At 42.3% G+C, this 18,339-nt stretch carries 16 protein-coding genes; 13 read left to right on the top strand and 3 right to left on the bottom strand.

Annotated elements, in window-relative coordinates; all coding sequences use genetic code 11:
• Positions 1-2: 2 nt before the first annotated feature.
• Together ACQP6D_RS08980 and ACQP6D_RS08975 are read left to right on the top strand one after the other, a co-directional pair.
• A complete protein-coding gene (locus ACQP6D_RS08980; protein ID WP_267391466.1) occupies positions 3-785 on the top strand; it encodes a J domain-containing protein in 783 nt (260 codons plus the stop codon).
• A gap of 49 nt (positions 786-834) precedes the next feature.
• Positions 835-1,608 (top strand): ferredoxin--NADP reductase, encoded by a 774-nt coding sequence (locus tag ACQP6D_RS08975; protein WP_370386546.1) that lies wholly within the window; start codon positions 835-837, stop codon positions 1,606-1,608.
• Positions 1,609-2,055: 447 nt separating this feature from the next.
• Here the strand turns inward: ACQP6D_RS08975 and ACQP6D_RS08970 are convergent, their stop codons facing one another.
• Complete coding sequence (locus ACQP6D_RS08970; protein ID WP_367428114.1) at positions 2,056-2,700, bottom strand: cysteine hydrolase; 645 nt, start codon at positions 2,698-2,700, stop codon at positions 2,056-2,058.
• Between the two features lie 158 nt (positions 2,701-2,858).
• Between ACQP6D_RS08970 and ACQP6D_RS08965 the strand changes: the two genes are divergently transcribed.
• The 9 genes from ACQP6D_RS08965 (at position 2,859) to ACQP6D_RS08925 (ending at position 14,013) form a co-directional block, all read left to right on the top strand.
• A complete protein-coding gene (locus tag ACQP6D_RS08965) occupies positions 2,859-3,155 on the top strand; it encodes a MerR family transcriptional regulator (protein ID WP_367434366.1) in 297 nt (98 codons plus the stop codon).
• 11 nt (positions 3,156-3,166) lie between these two features.
• The gene (locus ACQP6D_RS08960) at positions 3,167-3,583 is read left to right on the top strand and encodes a DciA family protein (protein ID WP_427857994.1); all 417 of its coding nucleotides are present in this window, start codon (positions 3,167-3,169) and stop codon (positions 3,581-3,583) included.
• 131 nt (positions 3,584-3,714) lie between these two features.
• Complete coding sequence (locus ACQP6D_RS08955) at positions 3,715-4,248, top strand: hypothetical protein (protein WP_370388832.1); 534 nt, start codon at positions 3,715-3,717, stop codon at positions 4,246-4,248.
• Positions 4,249-4,617: 369 nt separating this feature from the next.
• On the top strand, positions 4,618-7,293 hold the full coding sequence (gene secA, locus ACQP6D_RS08950; RefSeq protein WP_267404681.1) for a preprotein translocase subunit SecA: 2,676 nt from the start codon (positions 4,618-4,620) through the stop codon (positions 7,291-7,293).
• Positions 7,294-7,558: 265 nt separating this feature from the next.
• On the top strand, positions 7,559-8,335 hold the full coding sequence (locus ACQP6D_RS08945) for a ferredoxin--NADP reductase (RefSeq protein WP_267391459.1): 777 nt from the start codon (positions 7,559-7,561) through the stop codon (positions 8,333-8,335).
• A gap of 106 nt (positions 8,336-8,441) precedes the next feature.
• The gene (locus ACQP6D_RS08940; protein WP_427857993.1) at positions 8,442-9,359 is read left to right on the top strand and encodes a lysine exporter LysO family protein; all 918 of its coding nucleotides are present in this window, start codon (positions 8,442-8,444) and stop codon (positions 9,357-9,359) included.
• Between the two features lie 1,573 nt (positions 9,360-10,932).
• On the top strand, positions 10,933-12,201 hold the full coding sequence (locus ACQP6D_RS08935) for an MFS transporter (protein WP_267391457.1): 1,269 nt from the start codon (positions 10,933-10,935) through the stop codon (positions 12,199-12,201).
• Positions 12,202-12,222: 21 nt separating this feature from the next.
• Positions 12,223-13,047, top strand: coding sequence for an amidohydrolase family protein (locus ACQP6D_RS08930; protein ID WP_427857992.1), 825 nt, complete (start codon positions 12,223-12,225; stop codon positions 13,045-13,047).
• Positions 13,048-13,461: 414 nt separating this feature from the next.
• Positions 13,462-14,013 (top strand): hypothetical protein, encoded by a 552-nt coding sequence (locus tag ACQP6D_RS08925; protein ID WP_100152170.1) that lies wholly within the window; start codon positions 13,462-13,464, stop codon positions 14,011-14,013.
• A 358-nt stretch (positions 14,014-14,371) separates the two neighbouring features.
• Here the strand turns inward: ACQP6D_RS08925 and ACQP6D_RS08920 are convergent, their stop codons facing one another.
• Complete coding sequence (locus tag ACQP6D_RS08920; RefSeq protein ID WP_427857991.1) at positions 14,372-15,076, bottom strand: KAP family P-loop NTPase fold protein; 705 nt, start codon at positions 15,074-15,076, stop codon at positions 14,372-14,374.
• A gap of 535 nt (positions 15,077-15,611) precedes the next feature.
• Here ACQP6D_RS08920 and uvrB point away from each other — a divergent pair.
• A complete protein-coding gene (uvrB, locus tag ACQP6D_RS08915; protein ID WP_100139657.1) occupies positions 15,612-17,639 on the top strand; it encodes an excinuclease ABC subunit UvrB in 2,028 nt (675 codons plus the stop codon).
• 68 nt (positions 17,640-17,707) lie between these two features.
• Here uvrB and ACQP6D_RS08910 read toward each other — a convergent pair whose 3' ends face one another.
• Positions 17,708-17,998, bottom strand: a complete 291-nt coding sequence (locus ACQP6D_RS08910) for a hypothetical protein (protein WP_427857990.1) — start codon at positions 17,996-17,998, stop codon at positions 17,708-17,710.
• Positions 17,999-18,037: 39 nt separating this feature from the next.
• Here ACQP6D_RS08910 and ACQP6D_RS08905 point away from each other — a divergent pair, with 39 nt between their 5' ends.
• A complete protein-coding gene (locus ACQP6D_RS08905; protein ID WP_427857989.1) occupies positions 18,038-18,277 on the top strand; it encodes a hypothetical protein in 240 nt (79 codons plus the stop codon).
• The last annotated feature ends 62 nt before the right edge of the window (positions 18,278-18,339 follow it).

Here is an 18,339-nt window from a genome sequence, read left to right as displayed (position 1 = left end):
CCGTGCACAACTACTACGACGTATTAAATGTAGCTCCCGGCGCGTCTGCAGAAGTGATTCGCGCCGCCTATCGGGCTTTGTCTCAAAAATACCATCCAGACCGCAATCCGCATAACCCGCAGGCACATCAGCGTATGGCTGAAATCAACGAAGCCTATAACGTGCTCTCGGACCCAGAAAAACGCCACCATCATGATGTGTGGATTGCGCGCCAGAGCCTGCAAGCACATGTGTCACCGGCCTTACTGGCTCGAAAGCAGACTCCGTTTGCTCCGCCAGTTTTGCTACCTAATCATCAAGACCACGTGGTTGACCTGCACGACCATGGCCATGGGTGGATGTGGATAGTGGGTATCGCGATTCTGATAGCCATGGGTGGCGTGTGGTGGCGTCTGGCCTATCCGCCTGCGGAAAATACGCCGGCGCAGACCGGCGCACCAGTGCTAACAGCACCCAACGGACAGCTTTTTCCGCTTAAGGCTGCCTATGTATCCGGTTATCCAGTTTTGCGTGAACGCGGTAATAACACCATCATCGTGCACGCCTCATCCTTGCAATCGCCGGTATTTGCCCAATTATACGAATTGCACGCTGGAAAATTCACCGCTATCCGCTCTTTTTATATTCCAGCGGGCGAAACCTTTGCCCTGCATAAAATCGGCGATGGCGACTTCAGCCTGCAATACCAGCGTATCAACGATGGTAAATGGGCAGTAAGCGACGGCATTGAAATCAAAAATACCGAAATCAGCCGCAAATATCAGGACATCGATATCAGACTCTAACACAATACAGCGCCGCCGCTTGGCTGGTGGCCGACACAGGAACAACTGCATGCAGGCTGCTGAAGCCAAATTTACCGAAGAAACTGTACTGTGGGTAAAATACCATACCCCGAAACTGCTGACTTTTGCCATTACCCGCCCCGAAGCTTATCGCTTCAGTGCCGGCCAGTTTGCGCGATTGGGTTTTCGCGATGGCGCTGGATATATCTGGCGCGCCTATTCCATTGTCTCAGCCGAATATGCTGAGACATTAGAATTTTTTGTGGTACTGATTGAAAACGGGCCGATGAGTGCAAGGCTGGCACAGCTAAAAGCAGAAGACACCATCCTGCTTGATAAAACTGCATTTGGCTTTCTATTGCCCGGCCGCTTCACCGATGGTGAACAATTGGTTCTGCTCAGTACCGGCAGCGGCATCGCACCGTTTCTGTCTATGCTACAACAACCATCGGTGTGGGAGCGTTTTCAGCAAATCGGGCTGGTGCATTCTGTTTCTCACGCAAATGAATTAATTTTTAGCAATTATATCAATGAACTAAATCATCATCCGCTGGTTGGTGAATATGTTGATAGATTATCCTACCAACCAGTGGTTACCCGTGAAAATGTCACAGGTGCGCTGAATGAACGTTTACCACAATTATTGTCAAATGGTTCTCTAGCCAAGGGTTTACGGCTTAATTTTACTCCAGAGAAGACTCGGTTTATGTTATGTGGCAATCCAGGCATGGTAGCTGATACATTTCAGTCACTGCTGAATATGGGCTATAGCATGCATCGCAATAGAGTACCAGGGCAGATTATTATGGAAAATGGTTTTTAACAAAGAGTACGATATTCAATTGCGTTCAGCATATTTTTCCAATTTGAGATATTGTGAATTCATGCCTGAGTCGCTTGAAATATTTTTTTGCATGGTAATATTTAGACCAGTATACAAATGATAAAAGGTTGAAATAATTAAATTCTTTTTTAAACATTATCAAGCTAAAATCAAAAATTTCTACACTGTGATCCGGTTGTTTTTTAATATATTTAATTAATTGAATTTAATATAAAAATATTATAAATGCTGATTTTTTTAGCTAAAGCGATAAATTTGGATCCTACATTTTATTATAAATTAAAAATACCTTTTACCAGTTGTTTATACCGTTAGTTAATATTTAGAATAAATGTGAAGAATGTGATTTAGCTATCCCAATCATCAGGATAGCTAAACAGGATATTTTATAAACTATTGAATTTATTTTAAATTTAAATTAAAAATTTAGCTATAGTCATATAGCCGCTCAAATTCGCCGGTCGTTATTGATTCACCATAATGGGGAACTGTATACTTCAGCATATGATCTTGTTGAATTCTATCAAATGTTCCAGTTGCATCACTAATAATTACTGGAAGATAGCCTTTGTCTTGAGCTTCACGGAAAGTTGATTCCACACAAACATTAGTAGCATATCCTACTAAATAAAGTGTTTCTATATTATTGTTTCTAAGGTAAACATCCAAATTGGAACCAGCAAATCCACTTGATCCAGTTCTTCCCATTACAATAAATTCATCATTTATTGGTGCTAAAGTTTCATAAAATTGTGAATTAAAAGTGTCAATAGGAAATGTACCATAGTGACTAATGGCACACCTTAATCCTGTTTTTCCATTGGCTAATTCTGGATATCCCTTTTGAAATCTTAAACCACAATGAATAATTGGCATCTTAATCTGTCTTGCATAGACCAAAGCTGATTCAATATTTTTGATTGAATCTTCAAATAAATCTTTATCTTTAAAGCTCTGATATAAATGGCCTGTTGGGTGAAGCCATTCATTTTGGCATTCGATAAGAACCAATGCAGATTTTTTTACATCATCTGTCTTTGATTTCAATGTGGTTAAATTTGCTTTTGTCATATTATGTCTCTGAAAATTAGCGGTTAGTACAGGGTAATTAGTTGATTACATTGAAATTTGGTATTTAATTTTTATACAGGTATACTATTTTACAGAATAAATTTATTTTTGCAATTTATTTACAATAATTGCAAATAAATTCCAAATAAGGTTGTAATATGGCATTTGATGATAAATTTTTAGAAACACTTATTGTGGGTATTGGTGAGGTGTCTCAGATAACAGGAATTCCGACACGGCAAATCCGTTATTGGGAGGACAAAGGTATAGTATCCAGCCTTACAAATGGTGAAGGAAAAAATAGAAGATATAATTATATCAACATAAAAAAAATGCTTTTGATTAAAGAGCTGCTAGATGAAGGCTATACATTAGAGACAGCTAACTTAAAAGTTGTTAAACGTATGGAAATGATTGAATCTACAATGAACTCTTTGAAATCAATTCAATCTTGACAGTGACTGCTATGAATCTGAACCATTTTGGCCAAAAAAATAAGCAACTTCAACAGTTGTTGGCACAGTCTACACATTGGCAACGTTTGACAAACTGTCTCAAGCAAGAATTGCCTGCCACCATGAGACCGCACTTTAATGTAGCTTGTGTGCGCGATGGATGTTTGGTCGTCATCGCCTTTAACAGCATGGCCGCTTCTCGATTACGCATGGTATTACCGGCATTATTACCACAATTACAACTGATTGATGGCACGGTTGAATCAGTTAAAGTTAAAGTGCAACCACCAGATTTAAAGCCTGAATTGGCTAAACGCGCTAGTCTCGGTCCTTTAGCGCGCAGTGAATTGGCGCGTTCAGCTGAGGCTTTGAGCCATCACCCAGAGTTGGCAATTGCATTACAGCGCTTAAGTGAAAAAAAAGACTAAAAATTCTAAACGTAAAATTTAATTAGTAGTATTGAATGGCTTTAATTAATAAATGTTAAGATAAAAAATATATTTGATTTTATGAACATTCAAATGTTTGACAAAAATATTCAAAATGAGAAAGTTGTAATATGAGGAGACATAAAGTAATTATATGTGCCTTACTATTCTTTTTTAATTTAAATCATTGGGCTGCCGTAGCTAAAAGCAATACAGTATCTCCGGAACAATTTAGAGCAGCACTATTATGTAAGGCTGAACCCATAGATGCTCGTGATGCAAATATCGCTAATCAGCTAAAAAAACAAAAAATTGCCGTAAAAGACTTTGAAAAAAATGGCCTCATAAATTTGAAATATCGCTTTGCAAAACCGTTGCACATTTCGAATGTTAAAGTTTCTGCTGTTCGATATCAAGGAGATAGTGGTTCGTACTTTTATGCAATAGCAAAAGGTGATATGGCTAAGTTTGCTGAATCTATCGGCGCTAAATCTGTTCCTCGCTCATCAAAAGAAACTTTATCATGGGGCGATATAAATCAATATTTTAAATATACTAATCCTGTAACAAAAACTAACCTGTATCCAAACATTATTCTTATCGGCCGAGACAAGACTTCAAAACAAGATGAGTTTTATTTTGGCTGTTTACGTTTTGATTATTGATTGTATTTAATAATCAATAATTTAAATAATAAGAATGTTCGCACTCAGTTGAATCATTTTAAAAAGCTTTACTCTGAATTATGTTCTCTAGTTTGTGATCATCGTTAGCTATATAGATAAAGCTTTTTTATTTTCCACTTCAGTTTTTACAAACAAATAGTTTTACATCATCTAAGCTGCTTGGAAAAAAACAATTAACCATTATATTAACCAGCATAATACGCAACCTTATGCGCCAAACAAGTTTTTTGTTTCCTATAATTGAAACAAGCATGCAATCAGCCGCACAGCAGCACAGAGGCTTGTGTTAAAATTCCCTATTTCATGCTTACTTTTTACTGCGCCCTTTAGGTGCCGGACTATTGATTTATGTTGAAGAACCTGGCAAAAAAAATTCTCGGAAGCCGCAACGACCGGCTTTTGAAACAATATCGTAAAGAAGTATCCAAAATCAATGCCCTTGAACCAACCATTCAGGCACTTAGTGATACTGAACTACAGGCTAAAACAGCTGAATTCAAACAACGTCTGGCCGATGGCGAAAAACTGGACCACCTGCTGGTAGAAGCCTTTGCCGTATGTCGTGAGGCTAGCCGGCGCGTACTTGGCATGCGCCACTTTGATGTGCAGCTGATTGGCGGCATGGTGCTGCATCACGGCAAAATTGCCGAAATGCGCACCGGTGAAGGTAAAACACTGGTGGCCACCACAGCTGTGTATCTTAATGCTCTGGCTGGCAAAGGCGTGCACGTCGTTACAGTCAACGATTATCTGGCCGCTCGTGACGCTGGCATCATGCGTCCGCTGTATGAATTCCTTGGCATGTCTGTTGGCATCATTATCAGCAACATGGACCATGAAGATAAAAAAGCCGCTTATCAGGCTGATATCACCTACGGTACCAACAACGAATACGGCTTTGATTATCTCCGCGACAATATGGTCAGTGACTTGAGCGAAAAAGTACAGCGTGAGCTCTCATACGCTGTAGTCGACGAAGTCGATTCCATCCTAATTGACGAAGCACGTACTCCACTAATTATTTCCGGTCAGGCCGATGATAACGTCACTCTATATCAGGTAATGAACCAGATACCGCCGCAACTAATTGCCCAGAAGACCGAAGAAGGCGAGGGCGATTACTGGGTAGACGAAAAAGGTAGACAGGTCATTCTCAGCGATCAGGGGCATGAGCACGCCGAACAGATTCTCACCAAAATGGGATTGTTAAAAGAGGGCGATTCCCTTTACTCCACTACCAACATCATGCTGATGCACCATCTGATGGCTGCCTTGCGCGCCTATACCTTATACCAGCGCGACCAGCATTACGTGGTGCAGGATGGTGAAGTAGTGATTGTAGACGAGTTTACCGGCCGTCTGATGGCCGGCCGGCGCTGGTCTGATGGTCTTCATCAGGCAGTAGAAGCCAAAGAAGGTGTGGAAATCAATAAAGAAAACCAGACACTGGCTTCCATTACTTTCCAGAATTTCTTCCGCCTGTACGACAAACTAGCCGGCATGACCGGTACTGCTGATACCGAAGCATTTGAATTCCAGAATATTTATGGTCTTGAAACCGTCATCATCCCGCCAAATCGCCCGATGATACGTAAAGACCTGAACGACCAGATTTACCGTTCCATCGAAGAGAAGTTCGAAGCTGTAGTGGCTGATATCAAAGAACGCCACGCCAAAGGCCAGCCCATACTGGTCGGTACCACCAGTATCGAAAACTCCGAGCTGGTATCCGCATTATTGGATAAAGAGCATTTGCAGCACAATGTGCTCAATGCCAAAGAGCATGCCCGCGAAGCCGACATCATTGCACAGGCCGGCCGCCCAGGCATGATTACCGTTGCCACCAACATGGCAGGCCGCGGTACCGATATCGTACTTGGCGGCAACATCAAGCCGCAAATTGATGCCATTCAGGACGACGAGAGTCTCAGTGAAGCTGCCAAAGCAGAAAAAATTGCCAAACTACAGGAACAATGGCAGCGCGATCACGATGCTGTAATAGCCGCAGGCGGGTTGCACATCATTGGTACTGAACGCCATGAAAGCCGCCGTATCGACAACCAGTTGCGTGGCCGCGCCGGCCGTCAGGGTGATGCCGGTTCGAGCCGTTTTTATCTTTCATTTGAAGACCCGCTGCTACGCCTGTTTGCCCTAGACCGTGCCACGGCCATTCTGAATCGCCTCGCGCCTGAACGTGGCGTTGCCATAGAAGCCGGTATGCTGACCCGCCAGATTGAAGGTGCCCAGCGTAAAGTGGAAAACCGTAATTTCGACATGCGTAAGCAAGTACTGGAGTACGACGACGTCGCCAACGACCAGCGTAAAGTGATTTACCATCAGCGTGCTGAAATACTGGCTAGCAACGATATCGACGGTCTGATGCAGGAAATTCGTCACGATGCTATTGTGGAAACGGTAGACAGCTTTATCCCGCCCGATAGCATGGAAGAGCAATGGGATATTGCTGGACTGGAGCACAAACTGGCCAGCGATTTCCACATCGAAGTTTCCATCAACGACTGGCTAAAAGAAGACAATAGCCTCGACAATGAAAGCATCTGTGAGCGCCTGCTAGACATGGTTGAAAAGGATTATGCTTATAAAGTCGAACAGGTTGGCCTTGAAACCATGCGTAGATTCGAACGCGATATCATGCTGCAAATCATCGACAACCGCTGGCGCGAGCATCTGGCCGATATGGATTACCTGCGGCAAGGGATTCATCTGCGCGGATACGCCCAGAAAAACCCCAAACAAGAATACAAACGCGAAGCATTTGAAATGTTTCAGGCCATGTGGAGCAACATACGCAATACCGTAGCCTCATTGCTGATTTCCGTGCGTTTCGAACAGGCGCCGGCAGAAGAAGAGACACTGCCGCCGCAGATGTTTGCAGCCGGTGCTGACGACGATGAGGATTACAGCCCCACAGCCATGGAAGCACGCGGCATCATTGTGCGCCGTAACGACCCTTGTCCCTGTGGCAGTGGCCTGAAATATAAATTGTGCCACGGCCGCCTGTAATTTCGACTAAATTATTTCATCATTCACAACAGGCTGTCGGGAAACTGGCAGTCTGTTGCTGTATTGGCAGAAGCCTGTGCTAAATGTTTCCTGTCAACTGAAATGATTAAAGTGATTACTCTAAAACCCATTGAACCGCGCATCAAATTGTCTTAAAATTCACACCTTACGCCAGCGCCGACAGCAAAAATGCTTATTCAGACATCAGGCTGGCGTATTTTCGGTTTACGCTAAAAATACCGCTTTCCTTAATCATGGATTATTAATGGCAGCCTACAACACTCAAAAAGTCCTGTCCGTACATCACTGGACAGATGCATACTTCACATTTACCTGCACCCGTGACGAATCTCTGCGTTTTCAGAATGGCCAGTTTGTCATGATTGGCTTGCTGGTGGATGGCAAACCGCTAATGCGTGCTTACAGTATTGCCAGTGCCAATTGGGAAGAAGAGCTGGCTTTTTTCAGTATTAAAGTACAGGATGGCCCATTAACCAGTCGCCTGCAACACCTGAAGCCGGGCGATGAAGTGCTCGTTAGCAAAAAGCCCACTGGCACATTGATTGCTGGTGATCTCAATCCTGGTAAAAACCTGTATTTGCTTTCTACCGGTACCGGTTTAGCACCGTTTCTCAGCGTCACCAAAGACCCTGATATCTACGAGCAGTTTGAAAAAATTATCCTGATTCACGGCGTACGCTACCAGAAAGATTTGGCCTATTACGACCACTTCACCACCGAACTGCCTAATCACGAATATCTGGGTGAGATGGTGCGCGAAAAACTAATTTATTATCCGGTGGTATCACGTGAAGACTACATTCATCATGGGCGCTTAACTGATTTAATGAAATCAGGTAAACTTTTCACCGACATTGGCTTACCACCGATCAATTCCGCCGACGACCGAGCTATGATTTGTGGCAGTCCGGAAATGCTCAAAGATTGCTGTGACACCCTCAATAGCTTCGGGCTATCCATTTCCCCGAAAATGGGGCAGCGCGGTGACTATGTAATTGAGCGCGCATTCGTAGAGCAGTAAAGCTATACCGGACGAATTCGGCAGCAGCCATTGTCAGTCAATGTGCTGCTGATTTTATTTAGTCTGGCAGCCATATCATGCTACTCATTTAACTGCACCTTAACCTATGCAAAATCTGCTTACTTTGTTCATCATCTTGATTCCGCTGTTTGCCGGATTTTGTATTCCTGTGCCTGCGCGTGCCGTTAGCTGGCTGAATATCGGACTCTCATGGCTGGTGTATTTGATTTTATTTTTGATTGGTCTGTCACTGGAACAAGTGCCCAATCTAGGCGCCGAGTTGGCTGTCATCAGCTTTACCGTAGCAGTATTATTTGTCTGCCTTATAAGTACCAATCTACTGCTGTTTATCTGGTTTGACCGCCGTTACCCGTGGCATCTGCAACGGCAGCAGACCGCAACCCAGTCAGGTGATATCAGCATTATGGGTAGCTTAAAACAGGTAGCCTGTCTGCTGCTCGGTTTGACCGCCGGCCACTTTTTTTCTTTTAGCTGGTTAGGCAATCCGCAGGCTGCTGTCAACAAGGCACTGATTATTCTATTGCTGCTGGTTGGAATGCAGTTGCGTAGTTGCGGTATTACCTTGCGACAAGTATTTCTGAATCGCCGTGGTGTGATTTGTGCCGTTTTATTCACACTGGCCAGTCTGCTTGGCGGTCTGCTGTTTGCACTGTTGATGCCAAACGTATCCATTAGCAAAGGGCTGGCACTGAGTAGTGGATATGGCTGGTATTCGCTTTCCAGCATTATTATGAGTAAATCCTATGGAGCCGTGTGGGGCAGCATTGCCATGTTCAATGATCTGGCACGCGAATTCTTTGCGCTGCTGTTTATTCCTCTTCTGATGCGACGCTATCCTACTGCAGCCGTCAGCATCGGCGGCGCCACCAGCCTTGATTTTACCCTGCCCGCGATACAGGCTTCCGGTGGAATCAGTGCTGTACCATTGGCCATCAGCTTCGGCTTTATTGTAAATCTTACCGCGCCGGTGCTAATGGTGTTTTTTTCTTCACTGAATTTTTAGTGTAAAAAATTTTTTGTTTAGCTCTGCGATTGACCAAAATAGCCGTTCCATTTTTTGTATCTAACAAAATAGTTATTATGTTTATCAAGCGTGTATACACCAGAAAATAACGCATTATGTATCAATACTCAAAATAGCCGCTGGCCAGAGTGAATCAGTTGCCGTGAAAAAGGTGTTTGAGTTCACTGCATTACATGGATATGGTCCATTACAATGTCCTTGCCCAACATTTTTTGGATTATTTTAAAGTCCATAAATAATCGCGTAACTCAAAATTTTTTGTCTACAAATGACATCTATTGTTAGGTTAATGTTACATTTAAATACAAAACAAATTACGCCTATATCAATACGACTAATGTGTTTTATATCCCGTTTTTTACCACTCTATCCGTACTTAGAAAAATTATGTTCTTCACTTATCCAACATAGAAATTTTATGAATTGAAGATGATATTAATTGTTGGAAGAAGCTAAATCATATTCACAAGTAAAATAAATATCTTTAAAGAAAATTTTGTCTGGTTTAGGTTTAACTCTTTCTATTAAATTTCAAAATATTTTCTAATTTGCATTAGCAATTGATTATTAATACCTACCTTGAAGGTATTTATTAAATGTTTGTGTCAAAGTTCAAACCATTTATCCAGATTTTATATTTCTGATTATTCATAATAAAATTATTAATAAGGTATTTTAAACTGATAATACTAAATATATATTATAAATATATAATTTACGAAATTATATTTTATAGAATTATATTCAAGCAAAACTAATTAAATCCTTTTTTTAAATCATTTATTTTGACAAAACTTATTTTAAGTATTAATATTTTAATGTTTAATTTAATAAATATAATGTAAAAATTGAAAACACAAGCTGTGGGAGAACAGCAACCAGACAGGAGGAACAATCTGCCGGATATCATCCGGCTAGCTATTCCGGCCGCAATAAAAAATGTTGCCTTAAATTTGGAAACAACATACAGGTATCAATCCTGATTTATTGCAATATCATTTAAATTTCACCATTCTCCAGCGGCAGTCAACAGTGCCAGAAGAAAGCAAAGCCACAGTGAATATTATTAAATATTAAATTAATGATTTGAATTAGAATTTTATGTCAAATATATCGATATATGCGCAATTTTTAACGATATATAAAAATATGTACGCAAATAGATTGCAACAAATGAAATATCTTCATTAAAATTAAATGAAATTGCTTATTCCTAACCATAATTTACAAATACAGCTTCACGAATTAGACCTGCCGTTGCTCGTGTTTAAGGCGCTGCATAGTATCTGAATGATACTCAGCCTGATTTAATCAATAAACTTCGATGAACCTATACGGTAAGAAAAGAGTTGATTAATAAGTTACTGAGTTTTAAAGATTCGAAAAAATCATTCTGCCTATTTGTTTTAGTTCAAATAAACAAAGCTTTTTTATTGGCTAAAAATGCTGTTAAGAGTAAATTAAAGGCATAAAGTTTTAAAAAAAACTTTAATCTGTAAGAAATTAATCAAAACGATATATTCTCAAAACTAGACAAAGAAAGAGAACCATCATGTTTATGTGGTATAAAAATGTATCAAGAAATGAGAGAAAAACTTTTTGGGCGTGTTTCAGTGGCTGGGCACTTGATGCACTCGAAAATCAGATGTTCGGATTGGTGATTCCCTCATTAATTGCCTATTTTGCCATTACCAAAGGGCAGGCCGGATTACTCAGCAGTGCGACATTAGTTACCTCAGCTTTGGGCGGTTGGTTTGCTGGAGCACTTTCCGACCGCTATGGACGCGTCCGGACACTGCAAATCATGATTGTGTGGTTTGCATTTTTTACATTCCTGGCTGCATTTGTAACCGACTACCATTGGTTGTTAGCACTCAAAGCCTTACAGGGTTTTGGTATTGGGGGAGAATGGGCTGCCGGAGCTGTACTGATGGCTGAAACTATCTCCAGTCAGTATCGTGGCAAGGTAATGGCTATTGTACAAAGTGCATGGGCTGTGGGATGGGGATTATCCGTAATCTTGTTTTCCATTGTGTTTAGTCTGGCACCAGAAAGCATGGCTTGGCGCATTATGTTTGCTGTGGGTCTATTGCCATCGTTACTTATATTTTATGTTCGCCGGCATGTAGAGGAACCGGTCAAGCAGACAGTCGAAACATCAAAAACCGAAGAAAGGCAACCATTAGCTGATGCACTCTTCGGTATTTTTTCACCCAAGCTTATTCGCACCACGGTATTGGGTGGTTTACTAGGACTGGGTGCACATGGCGGCTATCATGCCATTATGTCGTGGCTGCCAACCTTTCTTAAAGAAGAGCGCCATCTTTCGGTACTGAATTCAAGTGGCTATTTGGCCGTGATTATCGTTGCATTCTGGTGTGGCTGTATCGCTAGCTCGGTACTGCTCGACAAAATCGGCCGCCGCTTTAATGTAGCTTGCTTTGCCATCTGTTGTGTAATTACCGTCCGCATTTATCTTTTTGTACCATTGACTAATACCCAAATGCTGTTTCTCGGTTTTCCACTAGGCTTTTTTGCCGCTGGTATACCTTCAAGCCTTGGTGCATTGTTTAACGAACTCTATCCGCAACAGTATCGTGGTGCCGGCGTGGGTTTTTGTTATAACTTTGGCCGCATACTTTCCTCAATCTTTCCGTTTCTGGTTGGTCACATGAGCGCATCTATGTCACTGGGTTCCGCAATCGGTATTGATGCCAGCTGGGCTTACTCAATTGTAGTTATCAGTGTATTGCTCCTGCCGGAAACCAAAGGCCGTGATTTAAAGCAGATCAATCAGGATGGTCAGATTTCCGATAAGTAGTATATTAAATAAGGTAAAAAAATGATTCAGCCAACAATCGGCAGAATAGATAGTCATGCACATGTATTTACACTGGATTTGCCGATGGTGGCTGGCCGGCGCTATACACCGGCTCAGAATGCGCCACTGTCTGCTTATCTGGCGCATCTGGATGCGCTCGGCTGCACCCATGGAGTATTAATCCAGCCAAGTTTTCTGGGTAGTGACAATAGCTTTATGCTGCAAGCGATAGCTCAGGCTGCCCCCAGACTCAGAGGCGTAGCCTGTGTTATTCCAGATATCAGCTTGCCCGAATTGGAAGCATTAGACAGAAGCGGCATCGTTGGCATTCGTCTTAATGTTATCGATGGCACCCAGCCGGATCTGAACACTGCTGCATGGCAAGATTTGCTCGAAAAAATCAAATATCTTAGCTGGCACGTAGAAGTGCACTGCCGCAGCAACAAACTCAGCTCCATTCTGGTGCCACTGCTTAGAAAGCAGATCAATGTGGTAATCGACCATTTCGGCCGGCCATCAGATTGTAATCATAGCCGTGATTACGGTTTTCAGCAGCTATTAGAATGGGGGCACAGTGGGCTGGTGTGGTGCAAAATCTCTGCGGTATACCGCACCTGTGCTCATGCGGACGAGGGTCATAAATTTTTAGCCGATACTGTACCTAAGCTTGTGGAAAACCTTGGCCGTGAGCGCCTGATGTGGGGCAGTGACTGGCCGCATACTCAGTATGAACTACAGATTAATCCTGAATATTTGACTACACAGCTGGATATATTGTTACAGGATGAAACACTGGCACAGGCCGTACTGTGGAACACTCCGGCTAAGTTTTTTAAATTTGTTTAAAACCACTTTCAGATTAATATAATTTATGCCAAATGCGTTTTTGGCGCAATATTTGCAAAAATCTCTGTTTTGTTATGCTGTAGCAACCCTTTATCATTCAGACCAATTCTGCAAACAAGTGGCGATAAGTTTCCCTCATTCGGAACATGATTCAGGACATATTAGAAGACTGGTTTGTTATAAGTTTTGATGTATAAATTGAACAAATATTGGACATTTTTGGTTGTTATAACAGAAATGGTTATGAACAGTAGCAAAATTGTTTATATATTAATTTTGGCTGTTGGATTAAATTTATGCGATGGGTTAAATCAGAGCAAAAGTTCTGAAATTTTATAATTGCGAAGCATATATTGCAGGCTGTATAAAGAAAGTATGGCTTAATCCACTCATATAAATTAGGAATATTCACTTATGAAAAAATACATTTTAGCTTCTGCATTATTATTTGGGCTGTGTTCGGGCGTATTTGCTAAAGGATATAGCTATGATTCCTCTAACATCGAAGACTTACCTGCACAATGCATAACCTTGGAAACGGTTTTATCAACAACCTATAATCAATATAATATGGCTTACAGAGGGCAAAGATCGCTGGCGGATGCTGATAGAGTAGTGGGTACAGAAATTGAAAAAGCCTTTTTAAAAGGCACACCTGATGAGTACCTGCTCAATAAAAATCTACAACAATTTACTATGATTAAAAGAAACGGGCTCGAAAACGAGATTGCTCGAAACAGAATTTACAATCTCACCGGATTGATGACGAGACAGGAATTAATCAACATCGCTAAAAAAATGAAAAAGAAAGCAATGAATGGTGGTTTGACTGATAAAGATTATCGTATGTATGATGAATCGGTAATTAACGATTGTCTTGCCAGAGTGAAAAAACATCCGGAAGGTAATAGCGGTTCAGATTACTATAAAGCCATTGATTATTCAAAACGCAAAGCCACCAAGTAATATATCCAGCCGTCAAATAGGCGGCTGATTATTTTATTAATAAATGGAAAGCATTAATCCAATATCGGATACCGGTACTGGCAGCGGGGTAGGTTGGTCGCTGCGGCAATGATGGAGTCTTCACTTAAAGATACAAATACAATCGGCTTTTAGGCTGAGTCTAAACAGGTACTTATTTTGTACATCTTTAGAGCCTTGCAGATATGCTTCATAATGTTGAATTTTTAATGTTTTAAATAAAGTCTTATCAAGAATGCTAATTCAATTTAGAGTTATATATTTGAAAATTCGATTATATTTTTTGGGATTAATAATGCATTAAAATCATATTGAGTTTTCCCAATACTTTTCAAATCTTCTAATAACCTATTTTTTTTCTTTCATTAAAATCATATTCTTCAATGTACGCTTTAAAAATGGGAGCATCGGAATTAAGCTTAATGCTACTACAAATACTTAACAAAATACATTCTAAGTACTCTATATGATAATTAACATTATCTAATTCTGCCGTGTACTTTGCATTAAAATTCTTTAGAATAAGAGGAATGATATTGGCTGTATCAAACCTATTCAGTCTTTTATATAATTCTGGTTCCTTTATTTTCAAGATAATCAGTAAAAACACCAGAACAGAATTTTCTTGCATTGTATGGTATCTGATTTTCATAACAACATTGAGAATATTACAAAAACTCTCCTGTTCTCTTAATGTCAGGTTATATAATCTAATAATCGAATCTAATTTTTTTTGATGATCATATATATGTGTTTCATCATTATTTAAATTTTTATCAAATCCCATTTTTGTAACTAAATATTTGATATAAACAGATCTAACTGGGCTAGGTAATAAATAATCAAAATCAATAAACCGGCGCAGATAGCCATTTACATCCAGTCCTTGCCCATATACTGCCCGAATGGAATGCGCTAGCTGGCTTTTATCTGTGGCCAGTACAAAAATAATATTGTCCACATTAAACAAATGTTTGGCTTTTTCCAGTACTTCAATTGCAAAATTGGGGCGGCAGCGATCCAGCTCATCAATAAAGATGACCAATGGTGTATCCTTGTTCCCATTCGCATAAGAACGGGCGAGTCAGCTTATCCCCTGTAGCCAATTTGTTAGCGGCCAGCGGCCACTTGGTTTCATCTGATTTTGTATAGATTATAACTGTTTATGTTGTATACAAGTCCGATATCATTGCATAGGTGCAGCACATTAGCGCAATATAAATATTTTAACAGTCAGATAGGCATAAAATATCGAATCAGCTCTGTATTCGGCCACTAAATTCCAGCGGCTTGTTGCAATTAGCTTTGCTAGTAGTAGCGATAAGCAGAACAACAGGCCTTGCATTTCAGTTGAGAGTACTTAGTTCCATCTAATAAGATGATTTGTAAGAAAATTATTATGAATAGTAAAGTCTAGTCACAGCCGTTGCTGAAATGCCCGATTGCGTTATAAATCCCCTGTAGCTGCTTGCTTTTTGCTATAGATGGCCTTATGTGTAGATTAAACCGCGCACTGCGGTTTTTAGCCGTTATGAGCAGTGTTAATTTTTTGGATGAATTTATTTTCAGGTAGCAGAAATATGGATGTGATTCAGTATCCCGGTAGTGTATTCAAATTGCACCAGCCGTTTCCACCGGCTGGCGACCAGCCAACGGCAATTGAGGGATTGCTGGAAGGGCTGGATGATGGTTTATCCAGCCAGACTCTGCTTGGGGTAACCGGCTCAGGTAAAACCTTCACCATGGCGAACGTTATTGCCCGTAGTGGCCGTCCGGCCATCATCATGGCGCACAACAAAACACTGGCCGCCCAATTGTACGCAGAGATGCGCGAATTTTTCCCTGAAAACGCCGTTGAATATTTTGTCTCCTACTACGATTACTATCAGCCGGAAGCCTATGTTCCCAGCCGCGACCTTTTTATCGAAAAAGATTCCGCCATCAATGAACACATCGAACAGATGCGCCTGAGTGCAACTAAAAGCCTGATGCAGCGGCAGGATGTTGTAATTGTGGCCACTGTGTCGGCTATTTACGGTATTGGCGACCCCAATGAATACCATCAGATGATTCTGCACCTTAAAGAAGGTCAGAAAATCGACCAGCGCGACATCATAGCGCGACTGGTAGCGATGCAATATGAACGCGGCGACATCGACTTTGCGCGTGGCTCTTTCCGCGTACGTGGCGACGTAATTGATATTTATCCGGCCGAAAGCTCCGAGCTGGCACTGCGCGTAAGTCTGTTTGATGATGAAGTTGACCGCATGCAATTATTCGACCCTGTATCCGGCAGCTTGCAACAGCGTGTCGGCCGCTATACGGTATTCCCCTCCAGCCACTATGTCACCCCCCGTGATACGGTACTGCGTGCCTGTGAACACATCAAAGAGGAGCTGGGCGATCGCATTAAATGGTTTACTCACGAGGGGCGGCTGGTTGAAGCCCAGCGCATAGAGCAGCGTACGCGCTTTGATTTGGAAATGCTCTACGAAATGGGTTTCTGCAAGGGCATTGAAAACTATTCTCGCCATTTTTCCGGCAAACCTGAAGGCGAACCGCCACCCACTTTGATGGACTATCTTCCTAAAAACGCACTGATGTTTATCGACGAGAGCCATGTCACCGTCAGCCAGATTGGTGGCATGTATAAGGGTGATGCTTCGCGCAAGCAAAATCTGGTTGATTATGGTTTCCGCTTGCCTTCGGCACGAGACAATCGGCCATTGAAGTTTCACGAATTCGAGCGCGTGATGCCACAGACTATTTTTGTTTCCGCTACACCGGCGAAATACGAAGAAGAGCACGCAGGGCAGGTGGTCGAACAGGTGGTGCGTCCCACTGGTCTTGTTGACCCAGAAATCATCATTCGCCCTGTGGCCACGCAGGTAGATGATTTACTTTCAGAAATCAATATTCGCCGTGAAAAAGGTGAGCGCGTACTCGTTACCACTCTGACTAAACGCATGGCCGAGCAGCTTACCGATTACTACGCTGAGTTAGGCGTTAAAGTTCGCTACTTGCACAGCGACATTGATACTGTTGAGCGCGTCGAAATCATCCGCGACCTGCGACTTGGATTATTCGATGTACTCGTCGGCATCAACCTGCTACGTGAAGGTCTGGATATTCCTGAAGTTTCACTGGTGGCCATACTCGATGCTGACAAGGAAGGCTTCCTGCGTAGCCACCGCAGTCTGATTCAGACCATTGGCCGTGCCGCGCGTAACGTCAACGGCAAAGCCATTCTATACGCCGACAAAATCACCGACTCTATGAAAGCGGCGATAGACGAAACTGAGCGGCGACGTGCCCGCCAGATACAATTCAATACTGAACACGGTATCGTACCGCAGCAGATAAAAAAACAGGTGCGTGACCTCATTGATGGTGTGTATCACGACGAAAACGGCGGCAAAGGCCGAGGCCGCAGTAAACTCAAAGTTGGCGAAATCCATACCGAAGACGATGCGGTTAAAGAGATTGCTAAACTCGAAAAAGCCATGCAGGCAGCCGCCCGTGACTTACAGTTTGAAGAAGCAGCCCAGATACGCGACAAAATTCGCGCCATCAAAGAAAACCTGCTCTTCGGCGCCAGTGACACCTGAATGACAAATGTTTCCGGTATCGGCCGGTGTATTGCCATCCAATAGTGGTTGGCGCTGCCCAAAAAATACTAAGCCGGCCGTACTCGGAGCATAAAATTTCCGCCCTTAGCGCCACAGGTATATACTAATCTAGCTATCTCTATACGTACCGGCCGCTGCCGCCCAGCACCGGCACACCATACTGGAGCCATACTATGCAGCTCTCGCATCGCCAGCGCTTGCTGGCTCTGGCCAGACTTCCCGCGCTGCTTCTGCAAACCGCCGCCAGCGTAGTGTGTACCGCAATATTTTGCTCCATCCTTTTCATATGGCGAGTAAGTAGCGAGCTGCCACTGCATCCCGTCAACCTGCTTAACCACAATGATATTCGCCTTATCCTAATATTACTCTGTGGCTGTATGCTGTTTGCTTTTCTACCCTCACTTCTGTCTGCCATCCTCAGCAGCTACCTCAGCCACCACCTGCCACGTCTCATCATCATTGCCGTAGCCGCCGGCACCGCTTTGTTTACTGACCTGATACAGAACTGGCTGTTTGTCTGGCCGCTAGATTGGTTGCCCCTGCTCCTCAATGCACTGGCGGCCGGACTTAGTGCACTATGCTTTGCCAATGTAAAAATACTAGCAAAAAAACATTAGTTATTAGGCTGTAATCATCTGCACTCTCGCCATTACAGCCGGCTGTTATCGCAAATCTTCAA

It is taken from the genome of Snodgrassella sp. CS2 (genome assembly GCF_050310315.1).
GTDB classification, from domain to species: domain Bacteria; phylum Pseudomonadota; class Gammaproteobacteria; order Burkholderiales; family Neisseriaceae; genus Snodgrassella; species Snodgrassella alvi_E.
This window is presented reverse-complemented; position numbering and strand designations above follow the sequence as displayed.

What these genes read in the sequence shown, in the direction of transcription:
- ACQP6D_RS08975 (WP_370386546.1), top strand. Translation starts at nt 835, where the DNA reads ATGCAGGCTGCTGAAGCCAAATTTACCGAAGAAACTGTACTGTGGGTA.
- ACQP6D_RS08970 (WP_367428114.1), bottom strand. Translation starts at nt 2,700, where the DNA reads ATGACAAAAGCAAATTTAACCACATTGAAATCAAAGACAGATGATGTA.
- ACQP6D_RS08965 (WP_367434366.1), top strand. Translation starts at nt 2,859, where the DNA reads ATGGCATTTGATGATAAATTTTTAGAAACACTTATTGTGGGTATTGGT.
- ACQP6D_RS08960 (WP_427857994.1), top strand. Translation starts at nt 3,167, where the DNA reads ATGAATCTGAACCATTTTGGCCAAAAAAATAAGCAACTTCAACAGTTG.
- ACQP6D_RS08955 (WP_370388832.1), top strand. Translation starts at nt 3,715, where the DNA reads ATGAGGAGACATAAAGTAATTATATGTGCCTTACTATTCTTTTTTAAT.
- secA (WP_267404681.1), top strand. Translation starts at nt 4,618, where the DNA reads ATGTTGAAGAACCTGGCAAAAAAAATTCTCGGAAGCCGCAACGACCGG.
- ACQP6D_RS08945 (WP_267391459.1), top strand. Translation starts at nt 7,559, where the DNA reads ATGGCAGCCTACAACACTCAAAAAGTCCTGTCCGTACATCACTGGACA.
- ACQP6D_RS08940 (WP_427857993.1), top strand. Translation starts at nt 8,442, where the DNA reads ATGCAAAATCTGCTTACTTTGTTCATCATCTTGATTCCGCTGTTTGCC.
- ACQP6D_RS08935 (WP_267391457.1), top strand. Translation starts at nt 10,933, where the DNA reads ATGTTTATGTGGTATAAAAATGTATCAAGAAATGAGAGAAAAACTTTT.
- ACQP6D_RS08930 (WP_427857992.1), top strand. Translation starts at nt 12,223, where the DNA reads ATGATTCAGCCAACAATCGGCAGAATAGATAGTCATGCACATGTATTT.
- ACQP6D_RS08925 (WP_100152170.1), top strand. Translation starts at nt 13,462, where the DNA reads ATGAAAAAATACATTTTAGCTTCTGCATTATTATTTGGGCTGTGTTCG.
- uvrB (WP_100139657.1), top strand. Translation starts at nt 15,612, where the DNA reads ATGGATGTGATTCAGTATCCCGGTAGTGTATTCAAATTGCACCAGCCG.
- ACQP6D_RS08905 (WP_427857989.1), top strand. Translation starts at nt 18,038, where the DNA reads ATGCTGTTTGCTTTTCTACCCTCACTTCTGTCTGCCATCCTCAGCAGC.